10 protein-coding genes are annotated in these 16,012 nt (G+C 72.2%); 9 read left to right on the forward strand and 1 reads right to left on the reverse strand.

The window, feature by feature from the left end:
- Nucleotides 1–62: 62 nt before the first annotated feature.
- Nucleotides 63–1,412: a 4-aminobutyrate--2-oxoglutarate transaminase gene (gene gabT, locus ACFWJW_RS36910; protein WP_387249575.1), complete on the reverse strand. Its 1,350-nt coding sequence runs from the start codon at nt 1,410–1,412 to the stop codon at nt 63–65.
- Between the two features lie 262 nt (nt 1,413–1,674).
- On the opposite strand from gabT, the gene ACFWJW_RS36915 reads away from it, so the two are divergent.
- From ACFWJW_RS36915 to ACFWJW_RS36955, 9 genes are all read left to right on the forward strand, one after another.
- Complete coding sequence (locus ACFWJW_RS36915) at nt 1,675–4,161, forward strand: ATP/GTP-binding protein (protein ID WP_387249577.1); 2,487 nt, start codon at nt 1,675–1,677, stop codon at nt 4,159–4,161.
- Between the two features lie 226 nt (nt 4,162–4,387).
- On the forward strand, nt 4,388–6,034 hold the full coding sequence (locus ACFWJW_RS36920) for a PucR family transcriptional regulator (protein ID WP_387249580.1): 1,647 nt from the start codon (nt 4,388–4,390) through the stop codon (nt 6,032–6,034).
- 241 nt (nt 6,035–6,275) lie between these two features.
- A complete protein-coding gene (locus ACFWJW_RS36925) occupies nt 6,276–7,736 on the forward strand; it encodes an aldehyde dehydrogenase family protein (RefSeq protein WP_387249582.1) in 1,461 nt (486 codons plus the stop codon).
- Nucleotides 7,737–8,233: 497 nt separating this feature from the next.
- Nucleotides 8,234–10,153 carry an acyl-CoA dehydrogenase family protein gene (locus ACFWJW_RS36930; RefSeq protein ID WP_387249584.1) on the forward strand — a complete coding sequence of 640 codons (1,920 nt, stop codon included), beginning with the start codon at nt 8,234–8,236 and terminating at the stop codon, nt 10,151–10,153.
- A gap of 150 nt (nt 10,154–10,303) precedes the next feature.
- Nucleotides 10,304–11,569, forward strand: coding sequence for a 1-deoxy-D-xylulose-5-phosphate reductoisomerase (gene dxr / locus ACFWJW_RS36935; RefSeq protein WP_387249586.1), 1,266 nt, complete (start codon nt 10,304–10,306; stop codon nt 11,567–11,569).
- Nucleotides 11,566–12,867 (forward strand): M50 family metallopeptidase, encoded by a 1,302-nt coding sequence (locus ACFWJW_RS36940; protein WP_387249588.1) that lies wholly within the window; start codon nt 11,566–11,568, stop codon nt 12,865–12,867. Before dxr ends, ACFWJW_RS36940 begins: the two co-directional genes overlap by 4 nt.
- A gap of 215 nt (nt 12,868–13,082) precedes the next feature.
- On the forward strand, nt 13,083–14,240 hold the full coding sequence (gene ispG, locus ACFWJW_RS36945) for a flavodoxin-dependent (E)-4-hydroxy-3-methylbut-2-enyl-diphosphate synthase (protein WP_042149495.1): 1,158 nt from the start codon (nt 13,083–13,085) through the stop codon (nt 14,238–14,240).
- A gap of 177 nt (nt 14,241–14,417) precedes the next feature.
- Nucleotides 14,418–15,263, forward strand: coding sequence for a GNAT family N-acetyltransferase (locus ACFWJW_RS36950; protein ID WP_387249591.1), 846 nt, complete (start codon nt 14,418–14,420; stop codon nt 15,261–15,263).
- A gap of 24 nt (nt 15,264–15,287) precedes the next feature.
- Complete coding sequence (locus ACFWJW_RS36955; protein ID WP_387249593.1) at nt 15,288–15,824, forward strand: GNAT family N-acetyltransferase; 537 nt, start codon at nt 15,288–15,290, stop codon at nt 15,822–15,824.
- The last annotated feature ends 188 nt before the right edge of the window (nt 15,825–16,012 follow it).

Here is a 16,012-nt window from a genome sequence, read left to right on the forward strand (position 1 = left end):
GACCTGAGCCGTGCCCCGGGCCGCGCCGGGGTTCCTCCCACGGGGTGCGCCCCGCCGGCCGCTCAGAGCGCGGCGAAGGCACCTTCCAGGATGTCCAGACCCTCGTTGAGCAGGTCCTCGCCGATGACCAGCGGCGGCAGGAAGCGCAGCACATTGCCGTACGTGCCGGTCGTCAGCACCAGCAGGCCCTCCTGGTGGCATGCCTTGGCGAGGGCGCCGGTGGCCTCCGGGTTCGGCTCCTTGGAACCGGACTTGACCAGCTCGATCGCGATCATCGCGCCGCGGCCGCGGACCTCGCCGATGATGTCGTACTTCTCCGCGATCGCGTGCAGACGGGCCGTCATGATCTCGCCGATCCGGCGGGCCTTGGCGTTCAGGTCCTGCTCGCGCATGGTCTCGATGGAGCCCAGCGCCGCGGCGCAGGCCACCGGGTTGCCGCCGTAGGTGCCGCCCAGACCGCCCGCGTGCGCCGCGTCCATGATCTCCGCGCGCCCGGTGACGGCCGCCAGCGGCAGACCACCGGCGATGCCCTTGGCCGTCGTGATGAGGTCCGGGACGATGCCCTCGTCCTCACACGCGAACCACTGGCCGGTGCGGCAGAAGCCGGACTGGATCTCGTCCGCGACGAAGACGATCCCGTTCTCCTTGGCGAAGTTCGCGATCGCCGGGAGGAAGCCCTTGGCCGGCTCGATGAAGCCGCCCTCGCCGAGCACCGGCTCGATGATGATCGCCGCGACGTTCTCCGCGCCGACCTGCTTGGTGATCTGCGAGATGGCCTGGTCGGCGGCCTCCTGCGCGCAGTTCTCCGGGCCGGTCAGCCAGCGGTAGGGGTAGGCCAGCGGGACGCGGTAGACCTCGGGCGCGAACGGGCCGAAGCCGTGCTTGTACGGCATGTTCTTGGCGGTCAGCGCCATCGTGAGGTTCGTCCGGCCGTGGTACCCGTGGTCGAACACGACCACGGCCTGCCGCTTGGTGTACGCACGCGCGATCTTGACCGCGTTCTCCACCGCCTCCGCACCGGAGTTGAACAGCGCCGACTTCTTCGCGTGGTCACCCGGCGTCAGCTCGGCCAGCTGCTCACAGACCTCGATGTACGGCTCGTACGGCGCCACCATGGCGCAGGTGTGGGTGAAGGCCGCGAGCTGCGCGGTGGCCCGGCGGACGACCGCCTCCGCGCTGTTGCCGACCGAGGTCACCGCGATGCCGGAGCCGAAGTCGATCAGGGAGTTGCCGTCCACGTCCTCCAGGACGCCACCGCCCGCGCGCTTGACGAAGACGGGCAGCACGGCGCCGACACCACCGGCCACCGTGGCCTGCTTACGGGCCCACAGCTCCTGCGACTTCGGGCCGGGGATCGCGGTGACGACGCGACGCTCCTGGGCGAGGGCGGGGCCTCCGGACAGTTCGGTCATGGCAGTCTCCTGGGGGTGGAACGGGACGTACACAGGTGTTGTTCTCGCAGGCTAGGGGCGGCGGGCCGGGTCTGGCATGTTCCGTTCGGGAGAAGTGCGCGTGTTGCGTTGTCCGCACCGGACATAGCGACGCCCCACGGCCAGTAGATTGAACGCCGGCCCACCCGGCAACGGCGGCCACCAGCGCGGGCATGACAATGACAACGCGGCCGGCCGCCCCGGCCGCGCCAGGCCACGGCTCAAGGGGGACAAGGGGCACCGGATGGACACCGAGGGCACGCACGACGCACGCAACACCCGCTCCGACCAGGTGCCGCGGCCGGCGGCGCCCCCGGACGTGCCGCCGCGGCCCACTGCGGCGCCGCACTTCGCCGCCCCGGCCGCAGCGGCCGGCCGGACCGCGGGGTCCGGCACCCGGTCCGGCGAGGCACCGCAGTCCCCGTTCATGGCCTGGCTGAGCGCCCCGCGAGTCCTGGCGGGGCCAGGGGTATGGGCCTTCGAGCACAAGCCCCGGCCCAAGGAGGAGCCGCACGAGATCGCGATGCCGCAGCTGATCGCCGGGGCGGTGATTTCGTTCCTGTGCGCGTGGCTGATCTGGTCGTTGCTGATGAACGACTACCTCGGCCCCTACTGGAAGTGGCCGCGCGAGGTGATGCTCCCCGACGCGTGGAAGACGGGCAACGCCAACATCATCTCGTCCTTCATCTATATGGCTCTCGTTCTCGGGGCGATCGTCATCGTCTTCAGCCGGGTGGGGCGATGGCCCACGCTGTTCCGCCGGCTGCTCGCCCCGGCGGCGAACCGGGTCTGGGACAGGCTGCCGGCGTGGCTGGCGCCCAAGGAACCCGCTGCGCTCCCCGGCGGACAGCTCTTCGCGCGGGCGGCCGTGACCCTGCTGCTCGTGTGGTTTCTCTGGCAGTGGTGCATCGACAAGACGACCGACTCGTCCCTGCTGATGCTTCAGTTGGAGCATCTGACGCCGGTATCGGGCCAGGCCGCGTCGTACTTCTACTACGCCACCAGCTTCTCGCTGATCGACCTCGGGCTGCTGCTGGCCGTCTTCAGCCGGTTCGCCTGCCTGACCGAGCTGCGCCGCCGGTACGGCTCGCCGAGCCGTCGGGGGACGTCCGAGACCGGGAAGACGGCCGACCCCACCGCCCGGGTGCTTCAGGTGGACCAGGCCGAGTGGGCCGCCCTGCGTGCCGCGGGCGCTCCCGGGGCCGCCGACCGCCTGGCGCACGAGGCCCGGTCCGGGCTCATGAACGATGTCGATCACGCGCGGATCAGCCGTGCCTGGCAGTCCGTACGCGCACAACCGAGCCGGCTCCAGGCGTTCGTCGACAGCGTGCGGGACCACGGCGCCGCCGCGTGTCTGCACCCCTCCGGGGCACGCGATCTGGCGACGCGAACCGCACCGCACGACCTCCTCACCTCCCAGGTGCGCATCGGCACGGCGTCCGAGGACGCACGCAACCCCTATGAGCGGCGCGGTACGGGCTGTGCGCTCGAACCCGATGTGCTCGGCACCTCGCTGCTGGCGGTCGGGCCGCCCGGTTCCGGCAAGACAACGCGCCTGGTGCGCCCGCTGGTTGAGAGCTTGTGCCTCCAGGCGCTGGCCGGGCGTGCCGCCGTCGTGTCCCTCGGGACGGCGGCCTCGGCGCCCGCGCCCGAGGACGCCTTCGACGCGGTGGTCAGGATCGGGCACCGCGACGCGGAGTGCGACCTGGACCTGTACGGCGGGACGACCGACCCCGATGAGGCGGCCGGAATGCTGGCCGAGGCGCTGGTAGGGGATGTGGCGGCGACGCTGCCCGGGGGAGACGTGCGGCGGGCGGCCACCGTGCTGGGGCAGTTGCTGGGGCCGTTCCAGGTGGCGCACGGGCGGTTCCCCGGGGTGGCGGAGCTACGGGAGTTGCTGGACGGGGCACGCGAGGCGGTGGCGGGTCTGCGGGCCACGCTCGAGTCGGCCGGTGAGCACGGCGCGCTGCGGGAACTGGACGCCCGGGAGCGGCAGGCGGAACGGCCGGGAGACGCCGGGGTGCTGCTCGCGGACCGGATCGCGCTGCTGGACCGGCCGGCGTTCGCGGGCTTCTTCGACCCGACCGGACGCGCACGACAGGTGTCACTGCGCGCCCTGGACCATCCGCTGCGGGTGCGGATCGATCTGCCCGAGCGCGGACACACGGAGGCCGCGCGGATTCTGGCGCGGCTGGTCCTGGCGCAGTTCACCGAGTGCGCGGTGGCCCGGTCGGACCGGTCGGTCTTCGCCTGTCTGGTGCTTGACGACGCCTCGCATGTGATCACCCAGGAGGCGCTGCGCGGTCTCCAGCGGCTGCGGTCGTCGAACGCGGGAGCGGTGCTGACGCTGCGGTCGTTGGACGACGTGCCCGACGCGCTGCGCGGAACCCTGCTCGGTGCGGTCGGCTGCCGGATGGCGTTCGCGGGCGTGACCACCTGGGACGGGGCGCGGTTCGCCGAGGTCTGGGGCAAGGCGTGGGTCGAGACACGGGATGTCACCGACCGGCAGATCGTCTCCGACGAGCCGTTCACCAAGGTCATGCACTCCATCCGGCGGCTGGTCACGGGCAAGAACGTGACCGCCAAAGCCGTCACCGTCCGCACCGTCGAGCGGGAGCGCTGGTCCGCTTCGGATCTGGCGAATTCGGTGCCGCCGGGGCATGCGGTGCTGTCCGTGACGTCGGTGGACGGGGAGCATGCTCCGCCGGTGCTGGTGGATCTGCGGTCCTGAGGGGCAGGGGCGCCGGGGGCCGTCCGTCCCGGCCGCCCGGGCTGGCTGCCGGGCACGGAGGTGTGGGGGGGCTGGAATGGTGGTCCCCCCGTTTCCTCCGTTGAGGCAGAATCGGCAGTGGCCGTTCATACGAGGCGGCGTAATCAATCGGGTGTCGGGCGGGCATCGGCCGGTTCGTGGCCGGTTGCCGGCCGGTCCTCGCAGTCGTCGACGTCATGAAGGTTCCATGCCGCACACCCTGGCTTCCCTGGTCAATCACACCGCGCTCAAGCTGACCGTGCTCGCGGGCGAGGAGCGGCTGGACGTGCCGGTGCGCTGGGCGCACGCCAGTGAGCTGATCGATCCGGTGCCGTACATGGAGGGCGGCGAGCTGCTGCTGATCACCGCGCTCAAACTGGACGCGGAGGACGCGGAGGCGACCCGGAGGTATGTGCGGCGGGTCGCGGAGGCCGGGGTCGTCGGGCTGGGCTTCGCGGTCGGGGTGAATTACGAGGGGGTGCCGCAGGCGCTGGTCGACGCGGCCGGGGAGCAGGGGCTGCCGCTGCTCGGGGTGCCGCGCCGGACACCGTTCATCGCGATCAGCAAGGCGGTGTCGGCGGCGGTCGCCGCCGACCAGTACCGCGCGGTGACGGCCGGGTTCGAGGCGCAGCGGGAGCTGACCCGGGCGGCGCTCAGCGCGGAGGGGCCGGCCGAGCTGCTGGCCCGGCTGGCGGCGCATCTGGACGGCTGGGCCGCGCTCTACGACGCGTCGGGTGCGGTGGTGGCCGCCGCCCCCGACTGGGCCGCCCGCCGCGCGGCCCGGCTGACCGACGACGTCGGGCGGCTGCGGGAGCGGCCCGCCCCCGCCAGCTCGGTCGTCAGCGACACCGACGGCGACGACCGGGTCGAGCTCCAGTCGCTGGGCACCGGGCGCCGGGCCCGCGGGGTGCTCGCGGTGGGGACGGCCGCGCCGCTCGGCACCGCCGAGCGCTACGCCGTGCACTCCGCGGTCGCGCTGCTCACCCTGACCACCGAGCGGTCCCGGGCGCTTCAGGACGCCGAGCAGCGGCTGGGTGCCGCGGTGCTGAAGATGCTGCTCGCGGGGGAGCCGGACCATGCGCGGGCGGTGGCCGGGCGGCTCTACGGCGGGCTGCTGGACGCGCCGTTCCGGGTGGTGGTCGCCGAACCGGTGGCCGGTGAGGAGCCGGTGCCGGGCGGCGGCGCAAGAGCCGGGGCCGCCGGGGTGCTCGATGCGCTGGCCGACGCGATGGACTCCGCGGCCGCGCGGACCGGTGAGGCGGTGCTCGCCGTCCCGGACGGCGGCCGGCTGATCGTGCTGGTCGCGGACGGCGGGGCGGCCGCGGACGCCTGTGCCGCGTACGCCGCCGAGGCCGAGTCCCGGGCCGGTGCGCAGCCGCGGGCGCGCGGCCGGGCGGCGCGGGCGGAGGCGGGCAACGGCGCGTGGGTGGCCGTCGGGCTGTCGGCGCCGACCGGGCCGATCGCCGCCGGGAACGCCTACCGCCAGGCCGAACAGGCGCTCTCGGTGGCGCGCCGGCGCGGCCGTGCGCTGGTCGAGCACGAGGACGTGGCGGCCGGGTCCGTACTGCCGCTGCTCGCCGACGAGGCGGTCCGCGCCTTCGCGGACGGGCTGCTGCGGGCGCTGCGCGAGCACGACGCGACCGGCCGCGGCGATCTCGTGGCCTCGCTGCGCGCCTGGCTGGCCCGGCACGGCCAGTGGGACGCGGCCGCCGCCGACCTGGGGGTGCACCGTCACACGCTGCGCTATCGGATGCGGCGGGTGGAGGAGATCCTGGGGCGCTCGCTGGACGACGCGGATGTGCGGATGGAGCTGTGGCTGGCCCTCAAGGCGACCTCGGCGCCGCAGGGGGAGTGACGGCGGGCCGGCGTCGCCTTGGGGGAGGCCCGCGCCGCCTTGGGGAGGCCCGCCCCACGACGCGCCCCGGGTCGGCCCCGTACGCCCCCTCCACCGCGGAGAGACCGGCGTCGTGATTACGCCGCTTCGGACAAACGCCACGACGGCGCCGCACCCCTACCGTGGGTCCAGAGTCAAAACCGCAGAGACGCTCCCTGAGCCATGCGCACCACCCACCACTTCTGAAGGGCCGGGTTCCACTGTGCCGATCCCCACTGATGCAGCCCCCACCGCCTTTTGGCTCGCCGGCCGCGAGGCCACCGGCGAGGCCACCTTCGATGTCACCTCCCCCTGGGACGGACGTCTCGTCGGCACGGTGAGCGTCCCCACCGAGGCCCAGGTCGAGGAGGCCATCGCCGCCTCCGTCGCCGTCCAGGAGGAGCTCGCCGCGACTCCCGCGCATGTACGGGCCGCCGCGCTGGACCATGTGCACCGCCGGCTGGTGGAGCGTACGGAGGAGATCGCCCGGCTGATCTCCGCGGAGAACGGCAAGCCCATGAAGTGGGCGCGCGGCGAGGTCGGCCGCGCCGTGTCCGTGTTCCGCTTCGCCGCCGAGGAGGCCCGCCGCTTCAACGGCGGCGAGGCGCAGCGGCTGGACACCGACGCCGGCGGCGCCGGCCGGCTGGCGCTGACCCGCCGCTTCCCGCGCGGCACGGTCCTGGGCATCGCCCCGTTCAACTTCCCGCTGAACCTCTGCGCCCACAAGGTCGCCCCGGCCATCGCGGCCGGCGCCCCGATCCTCCTCAAGCCCGCCCCGGCCACCCCGCTCTCCGGCCTGATCCTCGGCGAGCTGCTGGCCGAGACCGACCTGCCGGCCGGTTCCTGGTCGATCCTCCCGGTGCCCAACGACCGGATGCCGGCGCTGGTCCAGGACGAGCGGCTGCCGGTGGTCTCCTTCACCGGCTCCGAGAAGGTCGGCTACGCGATCCTCGACTCGGTGCCGCGCAAGCACTGCACCCTGGAGCTCGGCGGCAACGGCGCGGCCGTCGTCCTGCCGGACTTCTCCTCCGAGGCGGACCTGGACTGGGCGGCGCAGCGCATCGCCACCTTCTCCAACTACCAGGGCGGCCAGTCCTGCATCTCGGTGCAGCGGGTCATCGCGGACGCGTCCGTGTACGACCGGCTGGTGCCGAAGATCGTGGCGGCCGTCGAGGCGCAGGTCACCGGCGACCCGTCGGACGACGCGACCGAGGTCGGCCCGCTGGTCGACGAGAACGCGGCCAAGCGCGTCGAGTCCTGGGTGGACGAGGCCGTGGAGCGCGGCGCGAAGCTGCTCGCGGGCGGCAAGCGCGACGGCGCCTCCTACGCGCCGACCGTGCTGGCGGACGTGCCGGCCGACGCCACCCTCGCCTGCGAGGAGGTCTTCGGCCCGGTGCTCACGCTCAAGAAGGTCGACGGGGAGGCGGCGGCGTTCGCGGCCGTCAACGACTCCAAGTTCGGCCTTCAGGCGGGCGTGTTCACCCATGACGTGCAGACCGCCTTCCGCGCCCACCGCGCGCTGGAGGTCGGCGGCGTGATCATCGGCGATGTGCCGTCCTACCGCGCCGACCAGATGCCGTACGGCGGCGTCAAGCAGTCCGGTGTCGGCCGCGAGGGCGTGCGCTTCGCGATGGACGACTACACCTACGAGCGGGTGCTGGTCCTGACCGGACTCGCCCTGTAACACCCGGCCCGGCCCGGACCGGTGGACAGCGACGGCCATCCCTTGGGCCGTATCGCCGTCCGGGCCCCGGCCGGCGCGCCCCCCGGCGCCGGCCTCATGACGCGGCGCGCTCCGGCACCCTGTTTCCGGAGCGCGCCGCGTCCCCCGTTTCCGGCATCGTCTCCCGCCATGCCGGATCTTGACCGTACGGGACGCGTCCCCGCCGCTTCCTCCTGTCTGAGGGGGAGCCGCGCCGGTACCGCAGGGGGGAGACCGCGCCGCGTGTACACCCTCCGCGGTATGCCGCACCCCCCGAAGGGCGGAGGGCGGGCGGCCGGCCCGGTCCGGGGCCGGGGCACAGGTCCCGCTTGGCGTGCGGTGGCCCGAACACCCACCCGCGCCCGGTACCTCCAGTGGTGCAAGCCGTGCGGATCGGGTAACTCTCACAAGTAGCGCTGTCCAGCGGCCGACCGGCCGCCGGCGCTGAACTCCCGACCCAGCGGCGAGGTGAGCTCCTGATGACCGCTCCATCCATCCGCAACGTTTCCGAGCGCGAAGCACGCCAGGTCGCCGAGGCGGCCCGCGAGCAGGACTGGCGCAAGCCCAGCTTCGCCAAGGAACTGTTCCTGGGGCGCTTCCGGCTCGACCTCATCCATCCGCACCCCACCCCCGCGGTCGACGACGTGCGCCGCGGCGAGAAGTTCCTGGCCACGCTGCGCGAATTCTGCGAGACGGAGGTCGACGGGGCGCGGATCGAGCGCGAGGGGCAGATCCCGGACGAGACCGTGGACGGGCTCAAGGCGCTCGGCGCGTTCGGGATGAAGATCGACCCCAAGTACGGCGGCCTCGGCCTCACCCAGGTCTACTACAACCGCGCCCTCTCCCTGGTCGGCACCGCCAGCCCCGCCATCGGCGCGCTGCTGTCGGCACACCAGTCGATCGGCGTCCCCCAGCCGCTGAAGCTGTTCGGCACCAAGGAGCAGAAGGAGACCTTCCTGCCCCGCTGTGCCCGTACGGACATCTCGGCCTTCCTGCTGACCGAGCCCGATGTCGGCTCGGACCCCGCCCGGCTGGCGACCATGGCGGTCCCGGACGGTACGGACTATGTGCTCGACGGCGTGAAGCTGTGGACCACCAACGGCGTGGTCGCCGACCTGCTGGTGGTGATGGCGCGGGTGCCCGTGTCCGAGGGCCACAAGGGCGGCATCACGGCCTTCGTCGTCGAGGCGGACTCGCCCGGCATCACCGTCGAGAACCGCAACGCGTTCATGGGCCTGCGCGGCCTGGAGAACGGCGTCACCCGCTTCCACCAGGTACGGGTCCCGGCCGCGAACCGCATCGGCCCCGAGGGCGCCGGTCTGAAGATCGCCCTGACCACCCTCAACACCGGACGGCTGTCGCTGCCCGCGATGTGCGTCGGCTCCGGCAAGTGGTGCCTGAAGATCGCCCGCGAGTGGTCCGGCGCCCGCGAGCAGTGGGGACGGCCGGTCGCCCGGCACGAGGCCGTCGGCGCCAAGATCTCCTTCATCGCCGCCACCACCTTCGCCCTCGAAGCGGTCGTCGACCTGTCCTCCCAGATGGCCGACGAGAACCGCAACGACATCCGCATCGAGGCCGCCCTCGCCAAGCTCTACGGCTCCGAGATGGGCTGGCTGATGGCCGACGAACTGGTCCAGATCCGCGGCGGCCGCGGCTTCGAGACCGCCGACTCGCTCGCCGCCCGCGGCGAACGCGGGGTCCCCGCCGAGCAGATGCTGCGCGATATGCGCATCAACCGGATCTTCGAGGGCTCCACGGAGATCATGCATCTGCTGATCGCCCGCGAGGCGGTGGACGCCCATCTGTCGGTCGCCGGTGACCTCATCGACCCCGACAAGACCCTCGCCGACAAGGGCCGGGCGGCGGCCAAGGCGGGCGGGTTCTACGCCCGCTGGCTGCCCAAGCTCGTCGCCGGACCGGGCCAACTCCCGCGTACGTACCAGGAGTTCGGCATCCTCTCGGGCCATCTGCGGTATGTCGAGCGGACCTCCCGCAAGCTCGCCCGCTCCACCTTCTACGCGATGTCCCGCTGGCAGGGCCGGATGGAGACCAAGCAGGGCTTCCTCGGCCGGATCGTCGACATCGGCGCCGAACTCTTCGCGATGAGCGCCGCCTGCGTACGGGCCGAGTATCTGCTCGAGACCGGGGACCACGGCCGGGAGGCACAGCAGCTGGCCGATGTGTTCTGCCGGCAGGCGCGGATCCGCGTCGAGGAGCTGTTCGGCCGGCTGTGGACCAACACCGACGCACTCGACCGCAAGGTCGTCTCCGGAGTCCTCGACGGCAGCTACGCCTGGCTGGAGGAGGGCATCATCGACCCCAGCAGCGACGGCCCCTGGATCGCCGACGCCACTCCGGGCCCGAGCATGACCGACAACGTCCGGCGGCCCATCCGCTGACGTCCCTCGGCCGTACGCCCGGGGCCGGTCCGGCAGCGATCCACCGGACCGGCCCCGGGGCACGTCCCGCGGCGCGCGGCTGAGCCGCATGATCCATCCGACCGGGCCTGGGTGTCCTGGCCTCCTCGGCGACCGGCCACAATGGACCACATGACGGACTCCCTCGCCCACCCGCATCTGCGTTTCGAGCCGGCCGCCCCGCACCCCGGCGGCCCGCGCGACATCGTGATCCTCGGTTCGACCGGCTCGATCGGCACCCAGGCGATCGACATCGTGCTGCGCAACCCCGACCGCTTCCGGGTGACCGCGCTCTCCGCGGCCGGCGGCCGGGTCGAGCTGCTCGCTGACCAGGCGCACCAGCTGCGGGTGACCGCCGTCGCCGTGGCGCGCGAGGACGCGGTGCCCGCGCTGCGTACCGCGCTGGCCGACCGCTACGGCGCGGGCGAGCCGCTGCCCGAGATCCTGGCCGGCCCCGACGCGGCCACCGACCTGGCCGCCTCCCCCTGCCACACCGTCCTCAACGGCATCACCGGCTCCATCGGGCTCGCCCCCACGCTGGCCGCCCTCAAGGCGGGCCGGGTGCTCGCGCTGGCCAACAAGGAGTCGCTGATCGTCGGCGGCCCCCTGGTCAAGGCGCTCGCCGCGCCCGGCCAGATCATCCCCGTCGACTCCGAGCACTCCGCGCTCTTCCAGGCGCTGGCCGGCGGTGCGCGGGCCGAGGTCCGCAAGCTGGTGGTCACCGCCTCCGGCGGCCCGTTCCGCGGCCGCACCAGGCACGAGCTGGCCGGGGTCACGCCCGAGCAGGCGCTGGCCCACCCCACCTGGGCGATGGGGCCGGTCGTCACCATCAACTCCGCGACCCTCGTCAACAAGGGCCTGGAGGTCATCGAGGCGCATCTGCTCTTCGACGTCCCCTTCGACCGCATCGAGGTCGTCGTCCATCCGCAGTCCTACATCCACTCGATGGTGGAGTTCACCGACGGCTCCACGCTCGCCCAGGCCAGCCCGCCCGACATGCGGATGCCGATCGCCCTGGGCATCGGCTGGCCCGAGCGGGTCCCGGACGCGGCCCCGGGCGTGGACTGGACGAAGGCGCAGACCTGGGAGTTCTTCCCGCTGGACGAGGTGGCCTTCCCCGCCGTTTCGCTGGCCTGCCGGGTCGGTGATCTGGGCGGCACCGCCCCCGCCGTCTTCAACGCGGCGAACGAGGAATGCGTGGACGCCTTCCTCCAGGGCGGGCTGCCATTCACAGGGATTGTGGATACGGTCGCCGCAGTGGTCGCCGAGCACGGCACGCCCGCACGGGGAACCTCCCTGACGGTCGCGGACGTCCTGGAGGCGGAAACCTGGGCGCGCGCCCGCGCCCGCGAACTGGCCGCCCGTGCGGCACGGACACCTTCGGAGGCTCGCGCATGACGACCTGGATGACCATCCTCGGCATAGTCGTCTTCGTCGTCGGCCTGCTGTTCTCCATTGCCTGGCACGAGCTCGGCCATCTCTCCACGGCCAAGATGTTCGGTATCCGCGTGCCGCAGTACATGGTGGGCTTCGGGCCGACGCTCTTCTCCCGTAAGAAGGGCGATACCGAGTACGGCATCAAGGCCGTCCCGCTCGGCGGCTACATCCGCATGATCGGCATGTTCCCGCCCGGCGACGACGGAAAGCTCCAGGCCCGCTCCACCTCGCCGTTCCGCGGCATGATCGAGGACGCCCGCTCGGCGGCCTTCGAGGAGCTCCAGCCCGGGGACGAGAAGCGGCTCTTCTACACCCGTAAGCCCTGGAAGCGCGTCATCGTGATGTTCGCCGGGCCGTTCATGAACCTGATCCTGGCGGTCGTGATCTTCATGAGCGTGCTGATGGGCTTCGGCATCAACACCCAGACCACCCAGGTCGGCTCGGTCTCGGAGTGCGTCATCTCGGCGGCGGCCAAGACGGACAAGTGCCCGTCCGGCGCCAAGGACTCCCCGGCCAAGGCAGCGGGGCTGCGGGCCGGCGACAAGATCGTCTCGTTCAACGGCCACCCCGTGCCGGACTGGGGCGCCCTCCAGCAGCAGATCCGCGACACCACCGGGCCCGCGACCCTCGTCGTCGAGCGGCACGGCGCGCGCAAGACCCTGCACGCCGACCTGATCGAGAACAAGGTCGCCAAGACCGACGGCCGCGGCGGCTATGTCCCCGGCGAATTCGTCACCGCCGGCTTCCTCGGCTTCACCCCGGCCAGCGGCGTCGTCCAGCAGTCCTTCGGCCAGTCCGTCGACCGGATGGGCAACATGGTCGAGCAGGGCGTCTCCTCGCTGATAAACCTGCCCGCCAAGGTCCCGGACCTGTGGGACGCGGCCTTCAACGGCGGCGAGCGCAAGCAGGACTCCCCGATGGGCGTGGTCGGTGCGGCCCGGGTCGGCGGCGAGGTCTTCTCCCTGCACATTCCGCCGGAGCAGCGGGTGGCGACCATGCTCTTCCTGGTCGCCGGCTTCAACCTCTCGCTGTTCCTGTTCAACATGCTGCCGCTGCTGCCGCTGGACGGCGGGCACATCGCCGGGGCCGTGTGGGAGTCGATCCGGCGGGCCTTCGCCAAGATCGTCCGGCGTCCCGACCCCGGCCCCTTCGACGTCGCCAAGCTGATGCCGGTCGCCTACGTCGTCGCCGGGATCTTCATCTGCTTCACGCTGCTGGTCCTGGTCGCCGACGTGGTGAATCCGGTGAAGCTGACCTGAAAACGGGTTTGGCGGCGGCCGGGCACGTCCGTGGCGTTTGCCGGGCACCTCAGTGGCGTGTGCCGGGCACCTCTGTGGCGTTTGGAGGTGCCCGGCCGTCCCATTCGTGGCACCACACGGGCGCGATGTGCTTGCCGCGACTCCTGTGCCGTAATCTCGAAGACCGGAGCCCGCCGCTGCGGGGCCTTGATCCACACCTTGGGGTTGCTCGCCAGATGACTGCTATTTCACTGGGAATGCCGGACGTACCGACCAAGCTTGCCGACCGCCGGGTCAGCCGCAAGATCCAGGTCGGCCCGGTCGCCGTGGGCGGAGACGCACCGGTCTCGGTGCAGTCGATGACGACCACGCGGACGTCCGACATCGGCGCGACATTGCAGCAGATCGCCGAGCTGACGGCCTCCGGCTGCCAGATCGTCCGGGTCGCCTGCCCGACGCAGGACGACGCCGATGCGCTGCCCGTGATCGCCCGGAAGTCGCAGATTCCGGTCATCGCGGACATCCATTTCCAGCCGAAGTACGTCTTCGCCGCGATCGACGCCGGCTGCGCCGCGGTCCGGGTCAATCCCGGCAACATCAAGCAGTTCGACGACAAGGTCAAGGAGATCGCCAAGGCGGCCGGCGACGCCGGCACCCCGATCCGGATCGGCGTCAACGCCGGCTCCCTGGACCGCCGCCTGCTCCAGAAGTACGGCAAGGCCACCCCCGAGGCGCTCGTCGAGTCCGCGCTGTGGGAGGCGTCCCTCTTCGAGGAGCACGGCTTCCGCGACATCAAGATCTCGGTCAAGCACAACGACCCGGTCGTGATGGTCAACGCCTACCGGCAGCTCGCCGCCCAGTGCGACTACCCCCTCCACCTCGGCGTCACCGAGGCCGGCCCCGCCTTCCAGGGCACCATCAAGTCCGCCGTCGCCTTCGGCGCCCTGCTCTCCGAGGGCATCGGCGACACCATCCGCGTCTCCCTCTCCGCGCCGCCCGCCGAAGAGGTCAAGGTCGGCATCTCCATCCTGGAGTCGCTCAACCTCCGCCAGCGCCGGCTGGAGATCGTCTCCTGCCCGTCCTGCGGCCGCGCCCAGGTCGACGTCTACAAGCTCGCCGACGAGGTCACCGCGGGCCTGGACGGCATGGAGGTGCCGCTGCGCGTCGCCGTCATGGGCTGCGTCGTCAACGGCCCCGGCGAGGCCCGCGAGGCCGACCTCGGTGTCGCCTCCGGCAACGGCAAGGGCCAGATCTTCGTCAAGGGCGAGGTCATCAAGACCGTCCCCGAGTCGAAGATCGTCGAGACCCTCATCGAAGAGGCCATGAAGATCGCCGAGCAGATGGAGAAGGACGGCATCGCCTCGGGCGAGCCGACCGTCGCCGTCGCCGGCTGACCACCGCCCCGCGGCACCGCCGCCGAGCCCCGCCGCCCGCCCCGGGCCGCGGGGCTCCGCGCTGCCGGGACGATCCGCCCCCGCAGCGGCAGGGTGCTCCCGCGCGGGGGGAGGTAAAGTGCCAAGACCTGCTCCCGCCTGGCCTCCCAGGCCCGTAACGGTGAGGCTTTCCGACACGTGCTGACGACCACCGCCATCAAGGTCCTCGAGCCCGGGGAGCTCGACGACGCCCTCGCGGTCCTCGACCGCGATCCGGTCGCCAATGCCTTCGTCGCCGCCCGCGTACAGATCGCCGGCCTCGACCCCTGGCGGCTGGGCGGCGAGATGTGGGGCTGGTATGTGGACGGCCGCCTGGAGTCGCTCTGCTACGCCGGCGCCAACCTCGTCCCCGTCTGCGCCACCTCCGAAGCCATCCACGGCTTCGCCGAGCGCGCCCGCCGCCAGGGCCGCCGCTGCTCGTCCATCGTCGGCCCCGCGGAAGTCACCGCCGAACTGTGGTCGCTGCTGGAGCCCTACTGGGGACCGGCCCGCGAGATCCGGGCCCACCAGCCCCTGATGGTCACCACCGCACCGTCCGCCGAGATCGCCCCCGACCCGTACGTCCGGCGGATCCGCAAGAACGAGATGGACCTGATCATGCCCGCGTGCGTGGCCATGTTCACCGAAGAGGTCGGCATCTCCCCGATGGCCGGCGACGGCGGACTGCTCTACCAGGCCAGAGTCGCCGAACTCGTCGGCGCCGGCCGCTCCTTCGCCCGGGTCGAGAACGGCAAGGTCATCTTCAAGGCCGAGATCGGCGCCGCCACCCCGCGGGCCTGCCAGGTCCAGGGCGTCTGGGTCGACCCCGCCTACCGCGGCAAGGGCCTCTCCGAGACCGGGATGGCCGCCGTGCTCAACTACGCCCTCAGCGACGTCGCCCCCGTCGTCAGCCTCTACGTCAACGACTTCAACACCGCGGCCCGCGCCTCCTATCGCCGGGTGGGCTTTGAGGAAGTCGGAGCGTTCATGAGCGTACTGTTCTGACCCACCGCCTTGTACGCTCCGAGCATGGATGACGTCGCGGTCGGCCCCCTTGATCTCGCTGCCCGCGTGGATGACGCGCTGGCCGTCCAGGCGCTCGCCTTCGGCCTGAGCGACGAGGAGGTCGCCGTCCGCCGGCACATCGTGCTGCGCCACCTCGGCTGCCCCGGCGCCCGCGCGCTCGGCGCCACCACCCCCGAGGGCCGGCTGGTCGGCTTCGTCTACGGAATGCCCAACGACCGCACCCACTGGTGGTCCACCGTCGTCGAGCCCTACCTCCGCAACGAGTGCCTCGACCACTGGCTCGACGACTCCTTCACCATCACCGAGCTGCACGTCCACCCCGGCTATCAGCACCGCGGCCTCGGCCGCTCACTGATCACCCGCATCACCGACGAGGCCGCCGAACCCCGCTCCATCCTCTCCGCCATCGACACCGAGAGCCCCGCCCGCCGCCTCTACCGCTCCCTCGGCTACCACGACCTGGCCCGCCGAGTCCTCTTCCCCAGCGCCCCCACGCCGTACGCGGTCATGGGCGCCCCTCTCCCTTTGAAGCGGTTTTGACCCTCCGCTGCGCTTGGCCTTCCTTCCCACGTTTTTGTCTGTCCCGCCGCGGGTCGTCTCGCCGTTGCGCCTGCGGCGGGCCGGGTGGTTGTTGGGTGCGGTGACGGACCTCCGGGGCAGGGGTGTGGGACTGCTTCGCTTTACGTCCCACACCCCTACCCCTCCGGCCCGTCCCCTCCCGTTGGGGG

This window comes from Streptomyces sp. NPDC127097 (assembly GCF_042724075.1).
GTDB lineage: Bacteria > Actinomycetota > Actinomycetes > Streptomycetales > Streptomycetaceae > Streptomyces.

Excerpts from the sequence above, each read along its gene's own strand:
- ACFWJW_RS36955 (WP_387249593.1), top strand. The coding sequence starts at position 15,288 with ATGGATGACGTCGCGGTCGGCCCCCTTGATCTCGCTGCCCGCGTGGAT.
- ACFWJW_RS36930 (WP_387249584.1), top strand. The coding sequence starts at position 8,234 with ATGACCGCTCCATCCATCCGCAACGTTTCCGAGCGCGAAGCACGCCAG.
- ispG (WP_042149495.1), top strand. The coding sequence starts at position 13,083 with ATGACTGCTATTTCACTGGGAATGCCGGACGTACCGACCAAGCTTGCC.
- dxr (WP_387249586.1), top strand. The coding sequence starts at position 10,304 with ATGACGGACTCCCTCGCCCACCCGCATCTGCGTTTCGAGCCGGCCGCC.
- ACFWJW_RS36915 (WP_387249577.1), top strand. The coding sequence starts at position 1,675 with ATGGACACCGAGGGCACGCACGACGCACGCAACACCCGCTCCGACCAG.
- gabT (WP_387249575.1), bottom strand. The coding sequence starts at position 1,412 with ATGACCGAACTGTCCGGAGGCCCCGCCCTCGCCCAGGAGCGTCGCGTC.
- ACFWJW_RS36920 (WP_387249580.1), top strand. The coding sequence starts at position 4,388 with ATGCCGCACACCCTGGCTTCCCTGGTCAATCACACCGCGCTCAAGCTG.
- ACFWJW_RS36940 (WP_387249588.1), top strand. The coding sequence starts at position 11,566 with ATGACGACCTGGATGACCATCCTCGGCATAGTCGTCTTCGTCGTCGGC.